The sequence below is a fragment of the Lysobacter yananisis genome, assembly GCF_031199375.1.
GTDB classification, from domain to species: Bacteria; Pseudomonadota; Gammaproteobacteria; order Xanthomonadales; family Xanthomonadaceae; genus Lysobacter; species Lysobacter yananisis.
Genome location: NZ_CP133568.1, coordinates 5,065,435 through 5,085,703, shown reverse-complemented (window position 1 = coordinate 5,085,703; position 20,269 = coordinate 5,065,435). Strand labels below are relative to the sequence as shown.

Below are 20,269 nucleotides of genomic sequence, written 5' to 3'. Positions count from 1 at the left end.
CGCGATGCGCGCCGCGCCGCGCTCAGAAATGCGCGGCCCAGCGCTGCACGCCCGCGTCGATCAATTGATACGCGCGTTCGAACGCCTGCTGCGATTGCCGGTAGGGGTCCGGGATGCTGGTGCTGTCCAGCCATTTGCCTAGCAAGTAGGTTTTTCCTCTCGCGTGTGGGGAGATGCGGAGCACGGCCTCGCTGTGCCATGGCTCCATGGTCAAGACCAGATCGGCCGCGTCGATCATCGAGCGGTCTATCTGGCGTGCGACATGGGATTGCCCACTCAATCCATGCCCGGACAGCACGGCCTGTGCTGTGGCGTCGATCGGATGGCCGGCCAGGGCCTTGAGGCCCGCGGACGCGACCTGTACGTCGTTCTTCAACGCGTGGCGCAGCAACGTTTCCGCGGTTGGACTGCGGCAGATGTTGCCGACGCATACGACCAGAACATTTCGGAACACACGCAAAACCTATCGTTTGAGCCGTCATGCGCAAAGTCGCGCGGCAGTGTTCGCCCGCATCGCGCGCCGTGTTGCGAGCCCGCCCCCCGACCGGCCCGTAACGAGGCGGGAATGTATAGACGAGGTCATGACGCGGTCAACACGAACTCCACACGCATCGAGCAAGTCGTGACGCAGTTCACCCCGATGCTTTTCTTTTCGTTCAAGCGCACCGCGCGAATCCGCGCATTCCGCTTAGCCGGCGTTAAACATTCGTTTTTATCGGCGATCGCGCGATCCGCGTTGCGCGGGCTCTGCGCGCGCCGGTTTTTCTAACCCCACCTGTACGCGGCGCGCGCCATCGGCGAAACGTGATGCGATTCCAACGCGGGTGAGTGACAGCGATGCGCGCGCGGTGGCTATACTGCGCGCCACGGGGGCCTCACCAACTTTGTGCGCGACGCTTACAGCCCCATGTCCCAACCCAGCATCCATTCCCCGCACCGCGCCGCCTCGCCGGCGCAACTGCGCCGGCGCCGCGCCGGGCAAGCGGTTTCGCACGAAACTTCCCCTGCGCCGACGGCCCGCCCTTGCGCGCCGCGGCGCGCCCCCTTCGTGTTTCCGCTCTAGAGACTCTTTCCGCATGATCAAGATTTCGGGCGTCGCGGCCGTGGCCGCCATCGTCGGACTCGGCGGCTGCGCGTTCGCGCCGGGCCAGTACATCTCGCCCGCGCAGTTCGCGCGCAGCGACCTGGCGAAGGACGGCCACATCCAGATGGTGGCGATCACGCCCGATTACCTGTCGGCGCAACAGCGGGTCGAGACCTCGATTCCGATCGAGCTGATGGCGTACCAGCCCGAGGCCTACCGCATCGGCCGCGGCGACACCTTGTACATCACCATCTGGGACCATCCCGAACTCACCTCGCCGGCCGGCACCCAGCAGCAGACCGCGGCCAACGGCCGCCTGGTGCGCCCGGACGGGACCTTGTTCTATCCCTATGTCGGCATGATCCGCGCCGAGGGCCTGACCATCGAGGAACTGCGCTCGCAGATCACCTCGCGCATCTCGCATTACGTGCAAAGCCCGCAGGTCGACGTCAGCATCATCGACTACGGCAGCCAGCGGGTGACTCTGCAGGGCGCGTTCGTCAAGACCGAGCGCCAGCCGATCACCGCCACGCCGCTGACCCTGGCCCAGGCGATCGGCGCGGCCACGGTCGATCCGATCCGCGCCGACCTCGCCGGCTTCGTGCTGACTCGCGAGGGCCGCCAGTACCACCTCGACCTGGACGAACTCAACCGCGGCGGCTCGGTCGCCAAGGACATCTACCTCAAGGCCGGCGACCACCTGTACATGCCCTACAACGACCGCAAGGAGGTCTATGTGGTCGGCGAGGTGGTGCGGCCGCAGGCGATGACCTTCAAGACCACCGACCTGACCCTGACCCAGGCACTGGGCCGCGCCGGCGGGCTCAATCCGCTGACCGCCAAGGGCGATTCGGTATACGTCATACGCGGCGTGGAGACCCAGGACAAGCAGCCGGCGACGATCTTCCACCTCAGCGCCAAGTCGCCGGCCGCGTTCGCGCTCGGCAGCCGCTTCCACGTGCGCGCCGGCGACGTGGTCTTCGTCGGCCCGGCCGGGGTGACCCGCTGGAACCGCTTCGTCAACCAGTTGCTGCCGCTGTCGAACATCGTCAACAACGCCGCCAACACCCAGGACCTGCTCGAACGCTGAGCGGCGCTTTGCGGTTCCTGTCGGTACGCGCGCGCGCCGCCGGCGCGCCGCCGGGCGGCGCCGCGCGCGCTGCCGCGGCCGGCGCTTGTCTGCTAACTTTGCGGTCTTGCGCACGAACTGCGCGCACGTAGGGAGCGGCGGGACTTGGAAGGCGATCACGCACAGCTGCGCACGGCGGGGGTCGACCTGGGCGGCCTGATGACCGTGCTGGGCCAACACCTGTATTCGACCCCGTTGGTGGCGCTGCGCGAGCTGGTGCAGAACGCCCATGACTCGATCGTCCGCCGCCGCCTGGAAGACCCGCAACCGCCGGTTGCGCCGCGCATCGTCGTCAGCGGCGACATCGGCGCGCGCACGGTGCGGGTGACCGACACCGGCACCGGCCTGACCGACGCGGAAATCCATCAATACCTGGCCACGGTCGGGGTCGGCTACACCCGCGGCCTGCGCCAGGCCGGCGCCGGCAGCGACGAATTGATCGGCATGTTCGGCCTGGGGTTCCTGTCGGCGTTCGTGATCGCCGAGCGGGTGACCGTGCACACCACGTCCTACCAGCAGCCCGGGCGCGGCTGGCGTTACCAGTCCAGCAACGGCGAGCAGTACTCGCTGAGTCCGGCGCCGGCGCGCGAGGTCGGCACCGTGGTCGAGCTGCTGCTGCGCCCGGAACACGCGCGGCTGGCCGGCGAGGACTACCTGGCGCGCGTGCTCGGCCGCTATTGCACGCTGCTGCGGGTGCCGATCTTCATCGGCGCGGCCGCCGAGCCGGTCAATCCCGAGCCGCCGCCGTGGCGCGATCCCGACGCCGGCAACGAACACCCGGTGCAGGCGCGCAAGCGCCAGCTGCGTTTCGCCAGCCGCTTCGAATCCCAGTTCGAACCGATCTGCGCGCTGCCGGTGTCCGCGCCCGAGCACGACCTCAAGGGCCTGCTGTGGGTGCAGGACGGCGGCACCTACGGCAACAGCGACAACCGCAACCTGTCGGTGTTCGTGCGCGGCATGCTGCTCGACGACGACGCGCGCGAACTGCTGCCCAGCTGGGCCGGCTTCGCCGGCGGGGTGATCGAATCCAGCCGGCTGATGCCGACCGCGAGCCGCGAGGACCTGCAGCGCAACGACGCCTACCGCAGCGCCCAGCACGCGATTTCCGAAGCGCTGATCGTCGGCCTGGCCGCGCTCGCGCGCGAGCAGCCCGAGGCCTGGCGGCGGATCCTGGCGCGCCACAACGAGGCGCTGCTGGGCGCGGCGCTGGGCGATGCGCGGCTGTTCGAACTGCTGGCCGGCGAGGTGCGCATTCCCAGTTCGCACGGCGAACTGCGCGCCGGCGCGCTGCGCCGCGACGGCGCGATCCACGTCGGCCTCGGCGGCGGCGGCTTCGAGGACATGCTGTTCCGCATGCTCGGCGTGCCGGTCGCGCGCGGCGACCGCTACGCGGTGCTGCCGTTCCTGCGTCAGTGGGTGCAGCGCCACGGCGGCCGGCTGATCGAGATCGGCACCGAGCAGGGCAACCGCCAGCTGTTCACCGAACAATCGTTGCCGCAGGCGGAGCTGGACTGGCTGCGCGAGGTCCTGGCCGACGGCGAGAAGCTGGTGCCGGCGCGCTTCGCCCCGGCCGAGTTGCCGCTGATGGCGGTGCCCGACCGCGAGGCCGAGCTCAAGCGCCGGCTGGAAAGCGACGAGGCCGACAAGCGCATCTCGATGACCGCGTTGCGCTTGGTGCGCGGCTTCACCGCCGGCATCGACGGCTCGGCGCAGGCGCGGCTGTACGTCAATCTCGACAATCCCGCGATCCAGGCGCTGCTGGACACCGCCCGCCGCGACCCGGCCGCGGCCGCGCCGGCGGCGCGCCTGCTCAAGGCGATCAAGCAATTGATGGACAGCCACAGCGAGGCCGACGGCCAGGGCCCGCGCCTCAACGGCGCGCTCGCCGCGATCGGCGACAGCGCGTTGCGGCTGCTGCCGTCCGGGCCCGCGCCGGTAGCCGAAACTCAGGCGCAGGACGAGCGGCCCACCGCCTGATCCGCGCGACCGCGCCGCGTTCGCCGCCGCTTCGCGCAGCGGCGGCGCGGCGCCCTCCACCCATTCGCCAAAGCGCCATAGCCAAACGGGGAGCAACCGATATGGACATCTTCCAATGGATCGAAGACCTCAGCGATGAACTGCGCGAGGCCGGCCAGTACCGCCTGGTCGAGCTGATCAACCGCATCCCGCACGAACTGCACGAGAACCATCCCGAGCGGGTCGAGGCGATGCTGCCCGAGGCGCTGGCCGCCGCGCGCGCGATGCAGCATCCGTGGCTGGAAGTGTTCTTCCGCCACTGGGGCCTGCAGAACCGCATGCGCAACCTCGCCGAGGGCGACAAGGCGCTGCCCGAGGCGGTGTCGCTGCTGGAGTTCGCCCACCGCGACCAGACCCAGCAGTGCCCGCAGTCGGTGTGCGTGACCCAGGACATCGCGATCTGCTACGGCAACGTCGACGGCCCGGGCTGGGTGCCCGAGCGGCTGGCGGTGAGCGAGGAGACGCTGGCGCGGATCGAGCCCAGCCGCGCCTGTTACGACTGCATCAGCCGCGAATACGCGCTGGCGCTGATGGACGACGGCCGCGCCGCCGACGCGGTCGAGTACCTGCAGCGGCAGGCGCAGAACATGCTGCGCGACGGCGCCGAGCCGGGCGTGGCCTACCGCGAGACCCAGGCCGGCGCGCTGTTCCGCGCCGGCCGCTTCGACGAGGCGCTGTCCGAGCTGGCGGCGATCGACGAAGACGACATGGTCGACGACGACGACGGCGACCGGCTCAGCCGACAGACCTTCCGTGCGCTGGTGCTGGCCCACCAGGGCCGCATCGACGAGGCCTGGGACGCGCTGCCCGAATACGGCCCGCTGATCGTGCCGCTGCTGTATCCGCGCTGGTCCGAGGCGATGGCGCTGATCGCGCAGGCCAAGCCCGAGTACAACCACTGGCGCCTGGGCCGGCTGCTGATGTCGATGGCCACGCACATGGATCAGGTCGGTGCGCACCGCCGCTGCATCGAGCAAGCGCTGCGCCACGGCGAACTGGCGCTGCTGCGCAACGCGCCGTGGAGCGCGCGCCGCGCGCTGGAACTGGCGCGCCGGCATCAGCCGCTGCTGCGCGCCGACCTCGGCGCGGCGCAGCAGATCGACGCCTTCGCCGCGCGCCTGGACGCCGCCGGCGGCGGCGAATTCGCGCTGCCGATGCCGGCCGAGCAGGTCTACGAGCACGTGCGCGGCAGCGAGGGCTCCGATCCCGAGCAAGACATGGAGCTGCTGCTCGCCGCCTACGCCCAACGCCGCGACGACGGCCCGCTGGCCGGCCTGCTGGCCTCGGCGATGCTGGCCTGCGGCGCGCGCGAGGAAGCGCTGGCGCACTTGTGGGACTTCGTCGGCCGCCATCCCGGTTCGGAGGAATCGCCGGCGGGGCAATTGCTGGACCAACTGCTCGACGATGCCGACGCCGGCGCGCAGATCGAGCGCCTGGCCGCGCTGCTGCAGCCCGTGCGCGAACCGTTCGCGCATTGGTGCCGCGCGCAGCTGGCGTTCCGCCAGTCGCGCTGGCGCGAAGTCGGCGGACATGTGCAGCGCCTGCTCGCGGCCGATCCCGACGCGCGCGGCGCCAACCGCCTGTGGGCGCGCGCGGCCATGGAAGAACAGGACTTCGCCCAGGCCGTGCAGTTGTACGCGGCGCTGGCCGAGCAGGCCGAACAGCCCGGCGGCGACGACTGGGACCTGATGTCGGCCGCCAGCGCCGCCGGCGACTGGGACGCGGTGCGTCGCAGCGCCGCGCGCCTGGGCATGGAACTGAGCGATAGCGAAGGCCCGGTGCGCGAGTCCTGGGGCTGGGTGCGGGTGCGTTACGAGCGCGACGGCGAGAGCTACGACTGCCTGGCCCGGCGCACCGGCCCGGTCACCGCGCAAGTGACCACGGTGGCGCCGCCGGGCCGTCCCCAGCACGTGCGCGACGAAGTCGTGTTCGACGCCGCGCCGCTGGAACCGGCGCCGGAAGACGAGACCGAGCGCGAGCGCTGGCTGGCGCCGTTCCGGGTGGTCCACACCGCCCATCGCGCCGATTACCGCAGCTGGTTCGTCGACGGCGCGCATCCCGGCGACGCCGCGTTCGAAGCGCTGTGCGAAGCGGTCGAAGCGCAGGAATGGTCGTTGTGGGTGCGCAGCAGCGACGACTATCGCGTGCGCGATCCCAACACCGAGGAAGACGAGGCGCTGCCCGGCGTGTACTTCTTCCTGGCCACGCCGCCGCACTCGTCGCCGGCGGACGTGGACCGGCGCCTGCACGAACTCACCGCCGGCTGGGAGCACCCGTTGAGTTGGCCGCAACTGGCCGAACAGGCCGGCGCGGACGTGTCGCGGCACGAGGCGGTGATCGAGGCGTACGGGCTTTGAAGCCGCGCGCGATCGGCGAGTAACGACAAGCCAGTGGATGCCGGGGCCCGAGCGGGCCCGGTTCCACCAGCGCCTCGCTGTTGCTGTGGTGGGAGGGACTTCAGTCCCGATGCCTTTCGCTCAGATCGCGGCGATCCGGCCGAAAAGCATCGGGACTGAAGTCCCTCCCACACCAGCCGCGCGCCGTCGAAAACCGGCGAAACATTTCCAAAACCGCCGCGCGGTTGCGCCCGCGCGGCGCGGCCGCTAGCGTGTGGGCGGTCCGTTTCGCCTCCCATCCGCCGGGCCTTCGCCATGACCACTCGCCGTTCGTTCCTGCACAGCTCGCTGCTCGCCGCGGGCGCCGCCGCGCTGCCCGCGTTCGCCGCCGACAAGCCGCCGGCGCCCAAGGCCATCGACGGCGCGCGCGTGGTCTCGACCTGGGACTTCGGCGTCGGCGCCAATCAGGCCGCGTGGAAGGTGCTGGGCGAGGGCGGCGCGGCGCTGGACGCGGTCGAGGCCGGCGCGCGCTGGGCCGAAGCGGATCTTTGCAACAGCACCGTCGGACGCTGCGGCAACCCCGACCGCGACGGCGTGCTGACGCTCGACGCCAGCATCATGGACGGCGACGGCCGCTGCGGCGCGGTCGCCGCGCTGGAGGACATCGCCCACCCGGTCAGCGTCGCGCGCCGGGTCATGGAGCGCACGCCGCACGTATTGCTGGCCGGCGCGGGCGCGCAGCAGTTCGCGATCGAGCAGGGCTTCCCGAAGCAAGCGCTGCTGACCGACAAGGCGCGCGCGGCCTGGAACGAGTGGCGCAAGACCGCGAAGTACCAGCCGGCGATCAACGCCGAGCGCCTGGACAACGCCAAGCCCGGCGACAAGCACAATCACGACACCCTCGGCATCCTCGCCATCGACCGCAGCGGCAAGCTGGCCGGCGCCTGCACCACCAGCGGCATGGCCTGGAAACTGCACGGACGCGTCGGCGACAGCCCCATCGTCGGCGCCGGTTTGTACGTCGACAACGACGTCGGCGCGGCCACCGCCTCGGGCGTGGGCGAGGAAATGCTGCGCAACGCCGCGAGCTTCCTGGTGGTCGAGCTGATGCGCCAGGGCCGCAGCCCCGACGAAGCCTGCCGCGAGGCGATCGAACGCGTCGTGCGCAAGCGCCCGCAGGCGAGCAAGACCTTGCAGGTGTGTTTCCTGGCGATCGACAAGCACGGCGAAGTCGGCGCGCACGCGCTGCACCGCGGCTTCGTCTACGCGGTGTGCGATGCCGGCAAGCGCGACGCGCTGCTGGATGCGCGCTCGGTGTATGCGACCGAGCAGACTTGAGTCGATGACGGTGGATTGAGATGGATACGCGCGGTTCGATGCGGGTGTCAGGCGACAGCGGATTGACCGGAGGTAAAGTCCATGAACGCGACCGATCGACCGTTGCTTGAGATTTCCGCAGGCTCTTTGGCGTCCGCGCTGGCCGCGCAGGAAGGCGGCGCAGACCGGGTCGAGCTGTGCGACAACCTCGCCGAGGGCGGCACCACGCCGTCCTACGGCGCGCTAGCGGTCGCCCGCGACCGGTTGCGCATCCCGCTGTACGTGCTGATCCGCCCGCGCGGCGGCGACTTTCTTTACGACCCGGCCGAACGCGCGGCGATGCTCGCCGACGTCGAGGCCTGCGTGCGGCTGGGCTGCGACGGCGTGGTGATCGGCGCGCTCGACGCCGACGGCGAGGTCGATGCGGCGGTGTGCGGCGAACTGATCGCGGCGGCCGGTCCGCTCGGCGTCACCTTCCATCGCGCCTTCGACGCCGTGCGCGATGCGCAGCGGGCGTTGGAAGCGGTCATCGCGCTCGGCTGCGAACGCGTCCTCACGTCCGGCGGCGCCGCAGACGCGGACACGGGCGCGGCGCGCATCGCGCAGTGGGGCGCGCAATCGGCGGGACGCATCGCGTTGATGGCCGGCGCGGGCGTCACTCCTGAAAACATCGCGGACGTCGCGCGTCGCGCCGGCGTTCGCGAATTGCATGCCTCGGCCAAGGCGCCGCAGCGTTCGGCGATGCGCTACCGCAACGACGCCCTGGCCGGGCTGTCGCCGGACTGGAGCCAGAGCGACGCACAGCGCGTGCGCGCGCTGGTGCGAGCGCTGCGCGGCTGAGCGCATGGGCTACGAATACGACCTTGTGCCCGACGATCCCGACGATTACCTGCGGCGGCGCGCGGCGCTGATCGACGCGGCCACGGCCTTGCCGAGTTTCAGCCGCCGCGCCGGCGCCTGGGAACTGTGGTTGAGCGATCCCGCGCGTCCAGCGGACGGATGGGAGCAAGCGCAGTTGGTGTTCGGCGAGCGCGACGTGCGCGTGACCTGCATGACCCCGTTGAGCGCGATGGTGCGCGCGGACTTGCGCGCGCTGCCCGGCTTGTTCGGCGGGGCGCGTTATGTCGACGACGACGGCGGCCCGACCGCGTTCTGATGGCGGCGTCGCGTTGGGAGGTTTGCGGTCGGCGTTGGCGCAGGCTCGTTGTGGCTGAAAGAAAAGCGTCGGGCCTGAAGGCCCTCCCACAGGTGTTACCGCAGCCTCAGCGGGGCGGTGCTGTTGTGGGAGGGGCTTCAGCCCCGATGCCTTCCGATCCGCCGCGATGAATCTTCGCCGCGACTGAAACAAAAGCGTCGGGCCTGAAGGCCCTCCCACGTCACGATTGCGGAGTGTGACTGCGGCTTGCGCGCATTTCGCCGTCGGTCACGCCACTTCATCTTCTTCCGCATCCGCGGGGCGAACGGTTTTTCCCGGGCGCGGCGACGGCATCGCCGTCTCTCGCGCAGCGCGCGTCGCGCGAGCGGAACCGGATCACGGCGACACCCGGCACGCACTCGCGCAAACGCGTTTCCGCGATTGCCGCGCGCGGGCCGCGCTGCTAGTCGTTGGGGCATCCACCGTGCATGTGCGCCGCTGCAGCGGCGCGGTCTTCGCGCCCGCAACGCGGCGCGAAGACGCCGCCACGGTCCAGGTCACATTCCCCAACCGTGCAGCGGAGCACTGCCATGTCCACCCCCAACCATCCCGACCGGCCGCGCGACGGCCGAGAACTCGCGCGAGCCCAACATCCCGAACGGGCCGAACCCGCCGAGCAAGCCGAACCCACCGAATCGCCCGAAGCCGGCCGCCGCCGCTTCATCGCCCAGGCGCTCGCCGCCGGTGCCGTTGCGGCGTGGTGGCCGGCGTTTCGGATCGAAGCCGCTCGCATCGAAGCCGCCGTCCGCGCCGGCGAATGCGCCGCGCCACCAGGCTTCCCCACGCACATCGCGCTGTTCCGGCAGGCCTACGAAAGCTGGTCTGGCGAGATCCGGATCGATGCGATGTGGACCTGCTCGCCGCGCGACCCGGCCGAAGTCGTCGAAGTGGTGAACTGGGCCGCGCGCAACGGCTACCGGGTGCGGCCGCGCGGCATGAACCACAACTGGTCGCCGCTCAACCTCGCGCCGACGCAGGGCTGCGGCGACAAGGTCGTGCTGCTCGACACCGCCACCCACCTCAAGCGCGTGCGCATCGAACGCGATGCACAGCCGGCGCGGGTGGTGGCCCAGGCCGGCGTGCTGATGCAGGACTTGCTCGCGCAGATGAAGCAGGCCGGGCTCGGCTTCGCCCACGTACCGGCGCCGGGCGACCTGACCCTCGGCGGCGTGCTGGCGATCGACGGCCACGGCACCGCGGTGCCGGCGCAGGGCGAAACCCGCCGCAGCGGCCACAGCTACGGTTCGCTGAGCAACCTGGTGCTGGCGCTGACCGCGGTGGTGTGGGACGCGGGGCAGGGCGCCTACGCGCTGCGCACGTTCCGTCGCGACGAAGCCGATTGCGCGGCGTTCCTGGTACATCTGGGCCGCGCGCTGATCGTCGAGGCTACTTTGCAGGCCGGCGCCGATCAGCGCCTGCGCTGCCAAAGCTACGTCAACATCGCCGCCAGCGAGCTGTTCGCGGCGCCGGGCTCGGCGGGACGCACGTTCGCCAGTTTCCTCGACCGTTCCGGGCGGGTCGAGACCATCCACTTTCCGTTTACCGGCAATCCATGGCTCAAGGTGTGGACGCCGACGCCGAGCCTGCCGCCGCTGGTGCGCGAAGCCGTCGCGCCGTTCAACTATCCGTTCTCCGACAGCATCTCGCCGGAGTTGGCCGCGCTGATCCGCGACGTCAACCTGGGCGACGTCAGCCGCACGCCGGCGCTGGGCGCCTTGCAGTACACCTTGGTCGCCGCCGGGCTGGTGTTCACCGCCGGCTTCGACCTGTGGGGCTGGTCCAGCGATCTGTTGCTGTACGTGAAGCCGACCACGCTGCGGGTCACCGCGAACGGCTATGCGGTGATCACCTCGCGCGCGAACGTGCAGCGGGTCGTGCACGAGTTCGTCGGCTATTACCAGGCGCGCGCCGAAGCGTATCGGGCGCAGGGCCTGTTCCCGGTCAACGGCCCGGTCGAGATCCGCGTGACCGGCCTGGACCGCGCCGGCGAGGTCGGCATGGCCGGCGCGGTCGAACCGCTGCTGTCGGCGGCGCGGCCGGTGCGCGAGCGGCCGGAATGGGACTGCGCGGTGTGGCTGGACCTGCTGACCCTGCCGGGCACGCCGCAGATGCAGGCGTTCTACCGCGAAGTCGAGCAGTGGGTGTTCGCGCGTTTCTCCGGCGTGGATGCGCTGGCGCGGGTGGAGTGGAGCAAGGGCTGGGGCTACGGCGCCGACGGCGCGTGGAGCGATGCGGCGGTGATCGGGCAGGGCATTCCGCAATCGCTGCGCTACGGCCAATCGGTCGGGGCGGACTGGGACGCGGCGCGGGCGATCCTCAATCGTTACGACCCGGCGCGGGTTTACGCCTCGCCGTTGCTGGACCGGCTGCTGCCCTAAATCCGACGGTGGCACGGCTTTCGGGCCCAGCGCTTTTCTTTCGGATCGGGGAGGCTGGCCGGAAGGCTTCGGGCCTGAAGGCCCTCCCACAACAGCAGGGGCTGGGCTCGCTCATGCCGCAGGCGCGGCTGCGGCGGGCCGTTCCAGCGCAGAGCCCGCGCCGGCCGCGCCGGCCGCGCCGGCCCCGCGGGCGCCGCTGCTGCGCAACATTCCGGCCGCTCCGCGAGCGGCCGTCTCGCCCGCGCGTTCGCGGCAAGCCAACCTCGGCAAAACAAACACTTAGCTTCGGCACATCGCCTCGGCTGCGCCGGGAGCGTGCCTAACACAGCCATGTTGCTGCGCCGCGTCATGCAACCGGCGGCGAGGTCGTGCTTAATTTAGATCGATCCAATGTGGGGATTGGATGCACTGGGACCTTCCTGGGGAAGGTCCTGAGCCGTGGTCTTAGATCGATAGAAAAGTTCGCAACACGGGTTTCGGGGCCAGGGACGGGCCGTCATTGCAGCCAATTCCATGGGGAGCACCGCCACGATGAATCATTCCAACCTCAGACGCAGCGCACTGGCCTGCGCCCTGCTGTCGGTCCTGTGCGCGCCGGTCGCCGCGCAGGCCCAATCCGCCGCCGCCGCGCCCGACGGGGCCGATGCGGCGCAGGCCGAGGCCGTCCAGGCCGGCGGCGCCGACGCCGCCCAGGCGAGCGCCGGGCGCAAGCCCACCGAGATCGACAAGGTCACCGTCACCGGTTCGCGCATCAAGCGCGCCGAGATCGAAGGCCCGGCGCCGGTGTTCACCATCACCGCCGCGCAGATCGAGAAGGAAGGCTTCAACACCGTCTACGACGCGCTGACCACGCTGACCGAGGCGATGGGCACGGTCGAATCCGACATCGCCTGGGGCCAGCACACCGTCAACGCCAGCCCGCTGAACCTGCGCAACATGGGGCCGGGCCGCAGCCTGCTGTTGATCAACGGCCGCCGCGTGGTCGATTACCCGCTGCCGTACCAGGGCAAGAGCAACTTCGCCAACTACAACAACATCCCCACCGCGATCGTCGAGCGGATCGAAGTGCTGGCCAGCGGCGCGTCGGCGATCTACGGCTCCGACGCGGTGGCCGGCGTGATCAACGTCATCCTCAAGAAGGAATACCAGGGCGACCAGGTCAAGGTCCGCGGCGGCACCTCCACCCGCGGCGGGCGCGATGCGCTCGACCTGTCCTGGGCCGGCGGCCGCAGCGGCGACAACTGGAGCGTCACTTACGCCCTGCAGTACTTCAAGCGCGAAGCGTTGCCGGCCGGCCAGCGCGAATTCATGGACTCCGACTTCGACGCGCCGCCGCTGGCGCTCAATCCGCAGGACCGCGCGGTCGGCATCCTGCCCTCGGTCGGCATCCGCATGTTCAACGCCGGCACCGGCCAGCGCATGATGCCGCCGGCCGGCGCCTGCGATCAGTACAACGGCGAGTTCTTCCTGCAGAACCGCCGCACCTTCAACCGCAACACCGGCGCGATCGGCGACACCGGCTGGCAGTGCGGCCAGAGCGCGGTGTTCCAGCACTGGACCCTGCGCAACGGCAGCGAGGACCGCTCCGGCTACGTGTACGGCAACTACGACTTCGACAACGGCATGAAGGGCTGGGCCAGCGTCGGCGTGTGGTCCTCGCGCGGCGAGAACATGACCTTCATGCCGGGCTGGAGCTCGAACGGCACCTACCGCGACAACGGCCTCAACGCCGATCTCGACCTGGTCAAGAGTTTCACCCCGCAGGAAATCGGCGGCGCCAAGAGCGGCTATACCTATTCCGACGAACTGTCGTGGGACGTCGCGGTCGGCCTGAGCGGCAAGTTCGGCGAACGCTTCGACTGGGACTTCAGCGTCGGTCGCGCCGAGTATCGGGTCGACGAGAAGTTCCCGGCGATCCTGATCGCCGAAGGCGACCGCTTCTTCCTCGGCCCGAACCGCGACCGGCTCGACCAGAACCGCTTCTGGAACCCGATCTCGCCGCAGGACTACGCCTCGATCAGCACCCGCGGCAAGAACCGCGCCGAGTCGTGGCTGAGCTCGGCCAACTTCATCGTCAGCGGCGACCTGTTCGAAGGCTGGGCCGGGCCGATCGGCTTCGCCGGCCAGTTGGAAGCGGCCAAGCAGGGCTATCGCCTGGCGCCGGACCCCAACACCATCGGCGACGACCGCCTGTACGACCAGACCGCCAACCTCGACCGCGGCTCGGGCTCGCGCAATCATTACGCCGCCGGCGTCGAGTTCAAGATCCCGCTGCACCGCACCCTGACCGCGTCGATCGCCGGCCGCTACGACAAGTACGACGCGGTCTCCGGCGACGCCGCCAGCACCTACAACGCCGGCCTGGAATGGCGGCCGTTCTCCAACCTGCTGCTGCGCGGCACCTACGCCACCAGCTTCCGCGCGCCGGACATGCACTTCGTCTACGCGACCCCGAGCACTTCGGTGTCCGACCAGACCGACTACCTGGGCTGCCTGACCGCGGGCCAGCAGGGCAACTGCACCTGGGACGCCGGCTTCAAGGTCGAGGACGCCGACATCGCCCGCGAAGGCACGCCGGACCTCAAGTACGAAACCGGCAAGTCGTGGACGGTCGGCTTCGTCTGGGACATCGCCGACGGCCTGTCGGTGTCGACCGACTACTGGCGGATCGAGCTGGAGGACGAGATCGACGACATCGGCGCCAACGACGTGCTGCTCGACGAGGCCTATTGCCTGACCGGCAAGACCCCGACCGGCGAGCCGCGCATCGGCGCGCCGAGCGCCGACCGCTGCCGCTTGCAGATCGGCCGGGTCACCCGCGGTCCCGATCCGGACGGCGCCGGCCCCTTGCTCGGCCCGGTCACCGACATCCGCACCGGCCCGATCAACCGCGCCGCGCGCAACGTCGAAGGCCTCGACGCCTCGCTCAAGTACCGCCTCAACACGGAGCGCTGGGGCGATTTCAGTTTCGGCCTGAACTACACCAACCTGCTGAAGCTCGAAACCCGCACCGACAGCAGCGAGGAAATGCAGGACAAGCGCACCGACGAGCCGCGCAGCAAGTTCCGCGGCAGCGTCAACTGGCAGAAGGACCGCTGGAACGCCACCGTCTACGCCGACCGCGTCGGCAGCGTGCCGAGCGTGCGTTTCCGCGGCTGCCGCGGCTTCGCCGACGGCTATGCGCCCAGCTCCGACGATTGCATGGACACCGATCCGGCCAGCCCGACCTACGGTCAGAAGACCGAGAAGTACTGGGGCCGGGTCGGACCGGCGATCACCTGGAACGTCAGCGCCGGCTACCGCATCACCGACAACGCCAAGGTCAACGTCTACGTCAGCAACCTGTTCGACGAGGTCAACGAAGACAAGGACCCGTACAAGCGCGACTTCGCCTTCATCGCCGACCGCATCTTCAGCCCGGTCGGCCGCGAGATCGCGGTGGAGTACGTGCTCGACTTCAAGTAAGGCAAACCGCGGCCGCGGCGGCGTCTTGCCGCCGCGGCGACATCACCACTCACGAGGGACGCATCCACGATGGCTCGCACACCGGTTCGGCACAGGCGCTTTTCGGTTTTCCCGGCGGCAGCTACGCTGCGGCCCCTGGCCGCCGCGGTATGCCTGACCTTGATGGCGTTCGCCGCCGGCGCGACCGCGCCGGCGGCGAACGATCCGGTGCGCGAGGTCAACACCTTCATCGGCAGCAAGGACGACGGCAATACCTTCCCCGGCGCCTCGGCGCCGTTCGGCCTGATCCAGGTCAGCCCGATCGGCGAGCACTACACCGGCTGGCGCTACGACGATCCCAAGATCCGCGGCTTCGGCCATTCCTTCATTTCCGGCGCCGGCTGCTGGGAGCAGGGCGGGCAGTTGTCGGTGCTGCCGACCACCGGCGCGATCGGCCCGGGCCAGCGCTTCGACACCAAGGCGTCCAAGTCCTTCGACCACAAGGCCTACGGCTCGGCCTACAGCCACGACGGCGAAGTCGGCGAAGCCGGCTACTACAAGGTGCGGCTGACCGGCGAAGCCGCCGGCCCGATCGACGCCGAAGCCACCGCGCTCACGCGCGCGGCGGCCGAGCGCTACACCTTCCCGGCCGGAGCGAAGCAGGGCACGATCCTGGTCAACACCGGACAGGCGAACGAGCGCCATCTCGTCGTCGGCAGCACCGTGGACGTGGTCGGCGATCGCGCGGTCGAAGGCCGCATCACCACCAAGAGCTTCTGCGGCGGCCAGCAGTACACCACCTGGTTCCGCATGGAGTTCGACCGTCCCTTCGCCAGCCACGGCACCTGGGACGAGACCGGCGGCCATCCCGGCGGCAAGTCCAGCATGCAGGGCGACACCCGCCCGCACGGCGCCTGGTTCACCTTCGATACCGGCAAGGACCGCGCGGTGACCGCGATCAGCGCGATCTCGCACGTCGACATCGAAGGCGCGCGCCGCAACCTGCGCGAGGAAGGCAGCCGCGGCGGCAAGCCGCTGGCGTTCGATGCGATGCGCAAGCAGGCCCAGGACGCCTGGCGCAAGGAACTCAATTCGGTGCGCGTGACCGGCGGCAGCGACGACGACCGCACCGTGTTCTACACCGCGCTCTACCACTCGCTGCTGCAGCCGCTGACCGGCAGCGACAGCGACGGCCGCTACCGCGGCTACGACACCCGGATCCACAAGGCCGAGGGTTGGACCTACTACGAGTATTTCTCGCTGTGGGACACCTACCGCTCGCAGAACCAGCTGCTGGCGATGCTGCGGCCGCAGCGCGCGCGCGACATCGGCCAGTCGCTGCTGAAGATCCACGAGCAGAACGGCTGGCTGCCGCGCTGGGGCTACGCCAACTTCGACAGCAACGTGATGACCGGCGATCCGGTCACCCCGTTCATGGTCGACCTGTGGCGCTTCGGCGCGCTCGACGGCCGCGAACAGCAGGCCTACGCCGCGCTGCGCGAGAACGCGTACGGCCTTCCGCCGGCGTTGGTGCGCAGCCAGGGCCGCGCCGGCAATCCGAGCTATCTGAAGGACGGTTTCGTCCAGTACGACCGCGCGTTCCCGGCCAAGAGCATGGACGTGGACCCGCACCACGGCGGTTCGTCCACGCTGGAATACGCGCTCGGCGATTGCGCGCTGTCGCAGATGGCGCAGGCGCTGGGCAAGAGCGATGACGCGGCTACGCTGCGCGAGCGCGGCCGCAACTGGACCAAGGTGTGGGACCAGAACGCGACCGATCCCGAACTGGGCTTCCGCGGCTTCCCGCGTCCGCGCATCGACGGCGGCGCGTTCTATGCCGAAACCGACGGCAGCTACAACCCGCGCTCGCAGCACGGTTTCCACGAAGGCACCGCCTGGCAGTATCAGTGGCTGACCCAGCAGGACGTGCCCGGCGTGGTCGCGGCGATGGGCGGCGCCGAGCAGGCCGGCAAGCGCCTCGACGCGTTCTTCGCTTACGACGCGCTGCTGGCCGATCCGGCCGGCGCGGCGCGCAAGCAATGGGTGGTCGGGCCGTACAGCTACTACAACCAGTACCGCTACAACCCCAACAACGAGCCCGACCTGCACAGCCCGTGGATGTACACGCTGATCGGCCAGCCGTGGAAGACCGCGACCGTGCTGCGCGCGGCGCAGACGCTGTTCACCAACGCGCCCAACGGCGTCACCGGCAACGACGACCTCGGCACCATGTCGGCCTGGTACCTGTTCAGCGCGATCGGCCTGTACCCGGCGGTGCCGGGCACCGGCGAACTGCTGCTGCACGCGCCGCGCTTCGAGCAGGTCGAGATGGATCTGGGCAACGGCAAGACCCTGCGCATCCAGGCGCCGGGCGCGAGCGGGCAGGGCGTGCAGTACGTGCAAGGCGCGAGCTTCGACGGCAAGGCCCAGGACAAGGTCTGGCTGGACTGGAGCGCGCTGCGCGGCGGCGGAACGCTGCGCTTCGAGCTGGGCGCGCAGCCGGCCGCGAACGGCTGGGGCACGCAGGCCGCGGCCTTGCCGGTGTCTGCCTGCGCGGCGCCGAAGTGAGATGAGCCGATGAATCCCTGGACTGCCGACGCTGCGTCCCACCGTCATTCCCGCGAAAGCGGGAATCCAGGGCTTCATCCCGACACCGCCGCACCGCTGTCGTGGGAGGGACTTCAGTCCCGACGCTTTTGTTCCAGCGCCGATCGAACAGCGTCGGGACTGAAGTCCCTCCCACAAGAAACCGCCGAAGCCGTCGAAGGTTGAGCGCACGATGAATCGTCTTTTCGCCAACAGCCGCACCCTCGCCAGGCTAACCCGCGCGCGCCTGCCGCTGGCCTTGTTCGGCCTGGTCGGCGCGGCGATCGGCCTGGGGCCGGCCGCCAACGCGGCCGAGCCCGTGCCGGCGGCGCAGACCGCCGCGCCCGAACTGGTCCCGCTGCCCGCGAATGTGCAGTGGGGCGAGGGCGCGTTCGCGCTCGATGCGGCCACCACGATCTACGCCAACAACGCCGAGGCCCGCGCCGTCGCCCAGCTGCTGCGCGACGAGCTCGCCGCCACCCAGGGCCTGCAATTGGCCTTGCGCAGCGGCGCGCCGAAGCCGCGCAAGCACGAGGACGAACCGGCGCAGTACGTGCAGTTCGTCGCCGAGCCCGCCGGCCGCGACGCCCGGGCCAACGAGCGCTACCGGCTCGACATCGGTCCGCGCGGCATCCGCGTGGCCGGCGCGCCGGCCGGCCTGTTCTACGGCTACCAGACCCTGCGCCAGCTGCTGCCGGCCGTGCGCGGCGGCGCGCCGTTGCGGCTGCGCGCGCTCAGCGTCGAGGACGCGCCGCGCTTCGCTTATCGCGGCATGCACCTGGACGTCGGCCGGCACCTGTTCCCGCTGGACTTCATCAAGCGCTATCTCGACCAGATGGCGCGCTACAAGCTCAACACCTTCCACTGGCATCTCACCGACGACCAGGGCTGGCGCCTGGAGATCAAGCGCTATCCCAAGCTCGTCGGCGTGGGTTCCAAGCGCAAGCAGACGGTGGTCGGCCGCAACATCGATCCCTTCGTCGGCGACGGCACGCCTTACGGCGGCTTCTACACCCAGGAGCAGGCGCGCGAGATCGTGGCCTATGCGCGCGCGCGCCACATCACGGTGATCCCGGAAATCGAGATGCCCGGCCACGCCCTGGCCGCGCTGGCCGCGTATCCGGAACTCGCGTGCACGCCGGGCCCGTTCGAGGTCGGCGCCAACTGGGGCGTGTACGACGACATCTTCTGCCCGAAAGAAGCGACCTTCAAATTCCTGGAGAACGTGCTCGACGAAGTGGTCGCGATCTTCCCCGCGCCGTACGTGCACATCGGCGGCGACGAAGCGCCGAAGACGCGCTGGACGGCCAGCGCCGACGCGCAGGCGGTGATCCGCCGCGAAGGATTGAAGGACGAACACGAACTGCAGAGCTACTTCATCCGCCGGATCGAGAAGTTCCTGCACACCCGCGGCAAGCGCATCATCGGCTGGGACGAGATCCTCGAAGGCGGGCTGGCGCCGGACGCAACGGTGATGTCCTGGCGCGGCGAGGCCGGCGGCATCGCGGCCGCGCAACAAGGCCACGACGTGGTCATGACCCCGACCCAGTGCTGCTATTTCGACTACGGCCAGGGCCCGGCCGCGCAGGAGCAGTGGGGCCTGGGCGGCGAGCTGAGCATGGACAAGGTCTACGCCTACGACCCGGTGCCGGCGGCGCTGACCGCGGCGCAGGCGCGGCATGTGCTCGGCGTGCAGGGCAACGTCTGGACCGAACACCTCAAGACCCCGGCGATGGTCGAGTACATGGCGTTCCCGCGCCTGCTCGCGCTGGCCGAGGTGGCGTGGACGCCGCAGGCGCAGCGCGCCTGGCCGGACTTCCAGCGCCGCCTGCGCGGCCAGTTCGCCCACCTGGACCGCGACCGCGTCGGCTACCGCATTCCCGCGCCGCAGGGGCTGGAGGATGTCCTGCTGATCCAGCAAGGCCGCGAGCGCCGCCGCAGCCACACCGTGACGCTGGCGCCGGCGGTGCCGGGCGCGGCGATCCGCTACACCCTCGACGGCCGCGATCCGGACGACGCTTCGCCGCTGTATTCGGCGCCGATCGAGTTGGTGCTGGAGCTGGACAAGCCGGTGCAGCTGCGCACCGTCAGCGTGCTCGCCGACGGCCGCCGCAGTGGGGTGCAGGCCGCCACCCTGCGTTATCGCAGTTATCTGCCGGCGACCGCCAAGCCGGCGCGCACCGCCGCCGGCTGGAGCTACCGCGTGTACGAAGGCCTGTTCGCCAACCTCGACGAGTTCGCCGCCGCCGCCAGGCAGCGTCCGGCGGCGCAGGGCGCGGCCGACACGCTGGCGCTGGAGCGCTTCGGCCGCCGCAGCCGCTTCGGCGTGCGCTTCGACGGCTATGTGCGGGTGCCGGCCGACGGCGCCTACCGGTTCGCGCTGCAGGGCGACGACCGCTCGGCGCTGTACGTCGACGGCGAGGCGGTCGTCCGCAACGACACCCACGACCGCACCCTCGAGACCTCGGTGCCGCTGCGCGCCGGCTGGCACCGCCTGCGCCTGGACTGGTACCAGCGCGAGGGCGGCATGAGCCTGGGCCTGCGCATGGCCGCGCCGGACGCGCAGGGCCAGCCCGGCGAATGGAAGACGCTCGACGCCGGCGCGGTGGCGCATTGAACGCCGCCGCCGTCCGCCGCCGCGCCCGCGCGCTGCGACGATGTCGTCGCGCTATTTTTTTGTTGCGGGTTTAGATCGATCCAAAATATAAAGCACGCCAACGCACGCCGAAGTACGCACAGCCAGCAATAGAACCCGCAGCGCCGCACGAACGGCTTGCGACCACC

The 20,269-nt window shown here is 70.2% G+C and carries 14 protein-coding genes; 13 read left to right on the top strand and 1 reads right to left on the bottom strand.

The genetic code is table 11. From position 1 onward, the window contains the following. Positions 1–22: 22 nt before the first annotated feature. The gene (locus RDV84_RS20910) at positions 23–454 is read right to left on the bottom strand and encodes a low molecular weight protein-tyrosine-phosphatase (RefSeq protein WP_057950078.1); all 432 of its coding nucleotides are present in this window, start codon (positions 452–454) and stop codon (positions 23–25) included. A gap of 168 nt (positions 455–622) precedes the next feature. Between RDV84_RS20910 and RDV84_RS20905 the strand changes: the two genes are divergently transcribed. From RDV84_RS20905 to RDV84_RS20855, 13 genes are all read left to right on the top strand, one after another. Further along, a complete protein-coding gene (locus tag RDV84_RS20905; RefSeq protein ID WP_309151465.1) occupies positions 623–769 on the top strand; it encodes a hypothetical protein in 147 nt (48 codons plus the stop codon). A gap of 307 nt (positions 770–1,076) precedes the next feature. Further along, positions 1,077–2,174, top strand: a complete 1,098-nt coding sequence (locus RDV84_RS20900) for a polysaccharide biosynthesis/export family protein (RefSeq protein WP_057947406.1) — start codon at positions 1,077–1,079, stop codon at positions 2,172–2,174. A gap of 144 nt (positions 2,175–2,318) precedes the next feature. Next, positions 2,319–4,190 (top strand): ATP-binding protein, encoded by a 1,872-nt coding sequence (locus RDV84_RS20895; protein ID WP_309151464.1) that lies wholly within the window; start codon positions 2,319–2,321, stop codon positions 4,188–4,190. Between the two features lie 101 nt (positions 4,191–4,291). Then, a complete protein-coding gene (locus RDV84_RS20890) occupies positions 4,292–6,586 on the top strand; it encodes a tetratricopeptide repeat protein (RefSeq protein ID WP_250442731.1) in 2,295 nt (764 codons plus the stop codon). A 37-nt stretch (positions 6,587–6,623) separates the two neighbouring features. Beyond that, on the top strand, positions 6,624–6,836 hold the full coding sequence (locus RDV84_RS26940) for a DUF6053 domain-containing protein (RefSeq protein WP_425606212.1): 213 nt from the start codon (positions 6,624–6,626) through the stop codon (positions 6,834–6,836). A gap of 44 nt (positions 6,837–6,880) precedes the next feature. After that, on the top strand, positions 6,881–7,903 hold the full coding sequence (locus tag RDV84_RS20885) for a glycosylasparaginase (RefSeq protein WP_250442729.1): 1,023 nt from the start codon (positions 6,881–6,883) through the stop codon (positions 7,901–7,903). An 81-nt stretch (positions 7,904–7,984) separates the two neighbouring features. Beyond that, positions 7,985–8,722, top strand: coding sequence for a copper homeostasis protein CutC (locus tag RDV84_RS20880; RefSeq protein ID WP_309151463.1), 738 nt, complete (start codon positions 7,985–7,987; stop codon positions 8,720–8,722). A 4-nt stretch (positions 8,723–8,726) separates the two neighbouring features. Next, positions 8,727–9,038, top strand: a complete 312-nt coding sequence (locus tag RDV84_RS20875) for a hypothetical protein (protein ID WP_250442727.1) — start codon at positions 8,727–8,729, stop codon at positions 9,036–9,038. Positions 9,039–9,607: 569 nt separating this feature from the next. After that, complete coding sequence (locus RDV84_RS20870) at positions 9,608–11,455, top strand: cholesterol oxidase substrate-binding domain-containing protein (RefSeq protein WP_309151462.1); 1,848 nt, start codon at positions 9,608–9,610, stop codon at positions 11,453–11,455. Between the two features lie 531 nt (positions 11,456–11,986). Then, positions 11,987–14,920 carry a TonB-dependent receptor plug domain-containing protein gene (locus tag RDV84_RS20865; protein ID WP_309151461.1) on the top strand — a complete coding sequence of 978 codons (2,934 nt, stop codon included), beginning with the start codon at positions 11,987–11,989 and terminating at the stop codon, positions 14,918–14,920. A 162-nt stretch (positions 14,921–15,082) separates the two neighbouring features. Then, positions 15,083–17,467 (top strand): GH92 family glycosyl hydrolase, encoded by a 2,385-nt coding sequence (locus tag RDV84_RS20860; protein ID WP_425606213.1) that lies wholly within the window; start codon positions 15,083–15,085, stop codon positions 17,465–17,467. A 101-nt stretch (positions 17,468–17,568) separates the two neighbouring features. Next, positions 17,569–17,682: a DUF6053 domain-containing protein gene (locus tag RDV84_RS26935; RefSeq protein ID WP_425606214.1), complete on the top strand. Its 114-nt coding sequence runs from the start codon at positions 17,569–17,571 to the stop codon at positions 17,680–17,682. After that, on the top strand, positions 17,679–20,102 hold the full coding sequence (locus RDV84_RS20855) for a family 20 glycosylhydrolase (protein ID WP_309151459.1): 2,424 nt from the start codon (positions 17,679–17,681) through the stop codon (positions 20,100–20,102). The genes RDV84_RS26935 and RDV84_RS20855 overlap by 4 nt, the downstream gene beginning before the upstream one ends. The last annotated feature ends 167 nt before the right edge of the window (positions 20,103–20,269 follow it).

What these genes read in the sequence shown, in the direction of transcription:
- RDV84_RS26940 (WP_425606212.1), top strand. Translation starts at nt 6,624, where the DNA reads ATGCCGGGGCCCGAGCGGGCCCGGTTCCACCAGCGCCTCGCTGTTGCT.
- RDV84_RS20880 (WP_309151463.1), top strand. Translation starts at nt 7,985, where the DNA reads ATGAACGCGACCGATCGACCGTTGCTTGAGATTTCCGCAGGCTCTTTG.
- RDV84_RS20890 (WP_250442731.1), top strand. Translation starts at nt 4,292, where the DNA reads ATGGACATCTTCCAATGGATCGAAGACCTCAGCGATGAACTGCGCGAG.
- RDV84_RS20900 (WP_057947406.1), top strand. Translation starts at nt 1,077, where the DNA reads ATGATCAAGATTTCGGGCGTCGCGGCCGTGGCCGCCATCGTCGGACTC.
- RDV84_RS20885 (WP_250442729.1), top strand. Translation starts at nt 6,881, where the DNA reads ATGACCACTCGCCGTTCGTTCCTGCACAGCTCGCTGCTCGCCGCGGGC.
- RDV84_RS20865 (WP_309151461.1), top strand. Translation starts at nt 11,987, where the DNA reads ATGAATCATTCCAACCTCAGACGCAGCGCACTGGCCTGCGCCCTGCTG.
- RDV84_RS20855 (WP_309151459.1), top strand. Translation starts at nt 17,679, where the DNA reads ATGAATCGTCTTTTCGCCAACAGCCGCACCCTCGCCAGGCTAACCCGC.
- RDV84_RS20860 (WP_425606213.1), top strand. Translation starts at nt 15,083, where the DNA reads ATGGCGTTCGCCGCCGGCGCGACCGCGCCGGCGGCGAACGATCCGGTG.
- RDV84_RS20870 (WP_309151462.1), top strand. Translation starts at nt 9,608, where the DNA reads ATGTCCACCCCCAACCATCCCGACCGGCCGCGCGACGGCCGAGAACTC.
- RDV84_RS20875 (WP_250442727.1), top strand. Translation starts at nt 8,727, where the DNA reads ATGGGCTACGAATACGACCTTGTGCCCGACGATCCCGACGATTACCTG.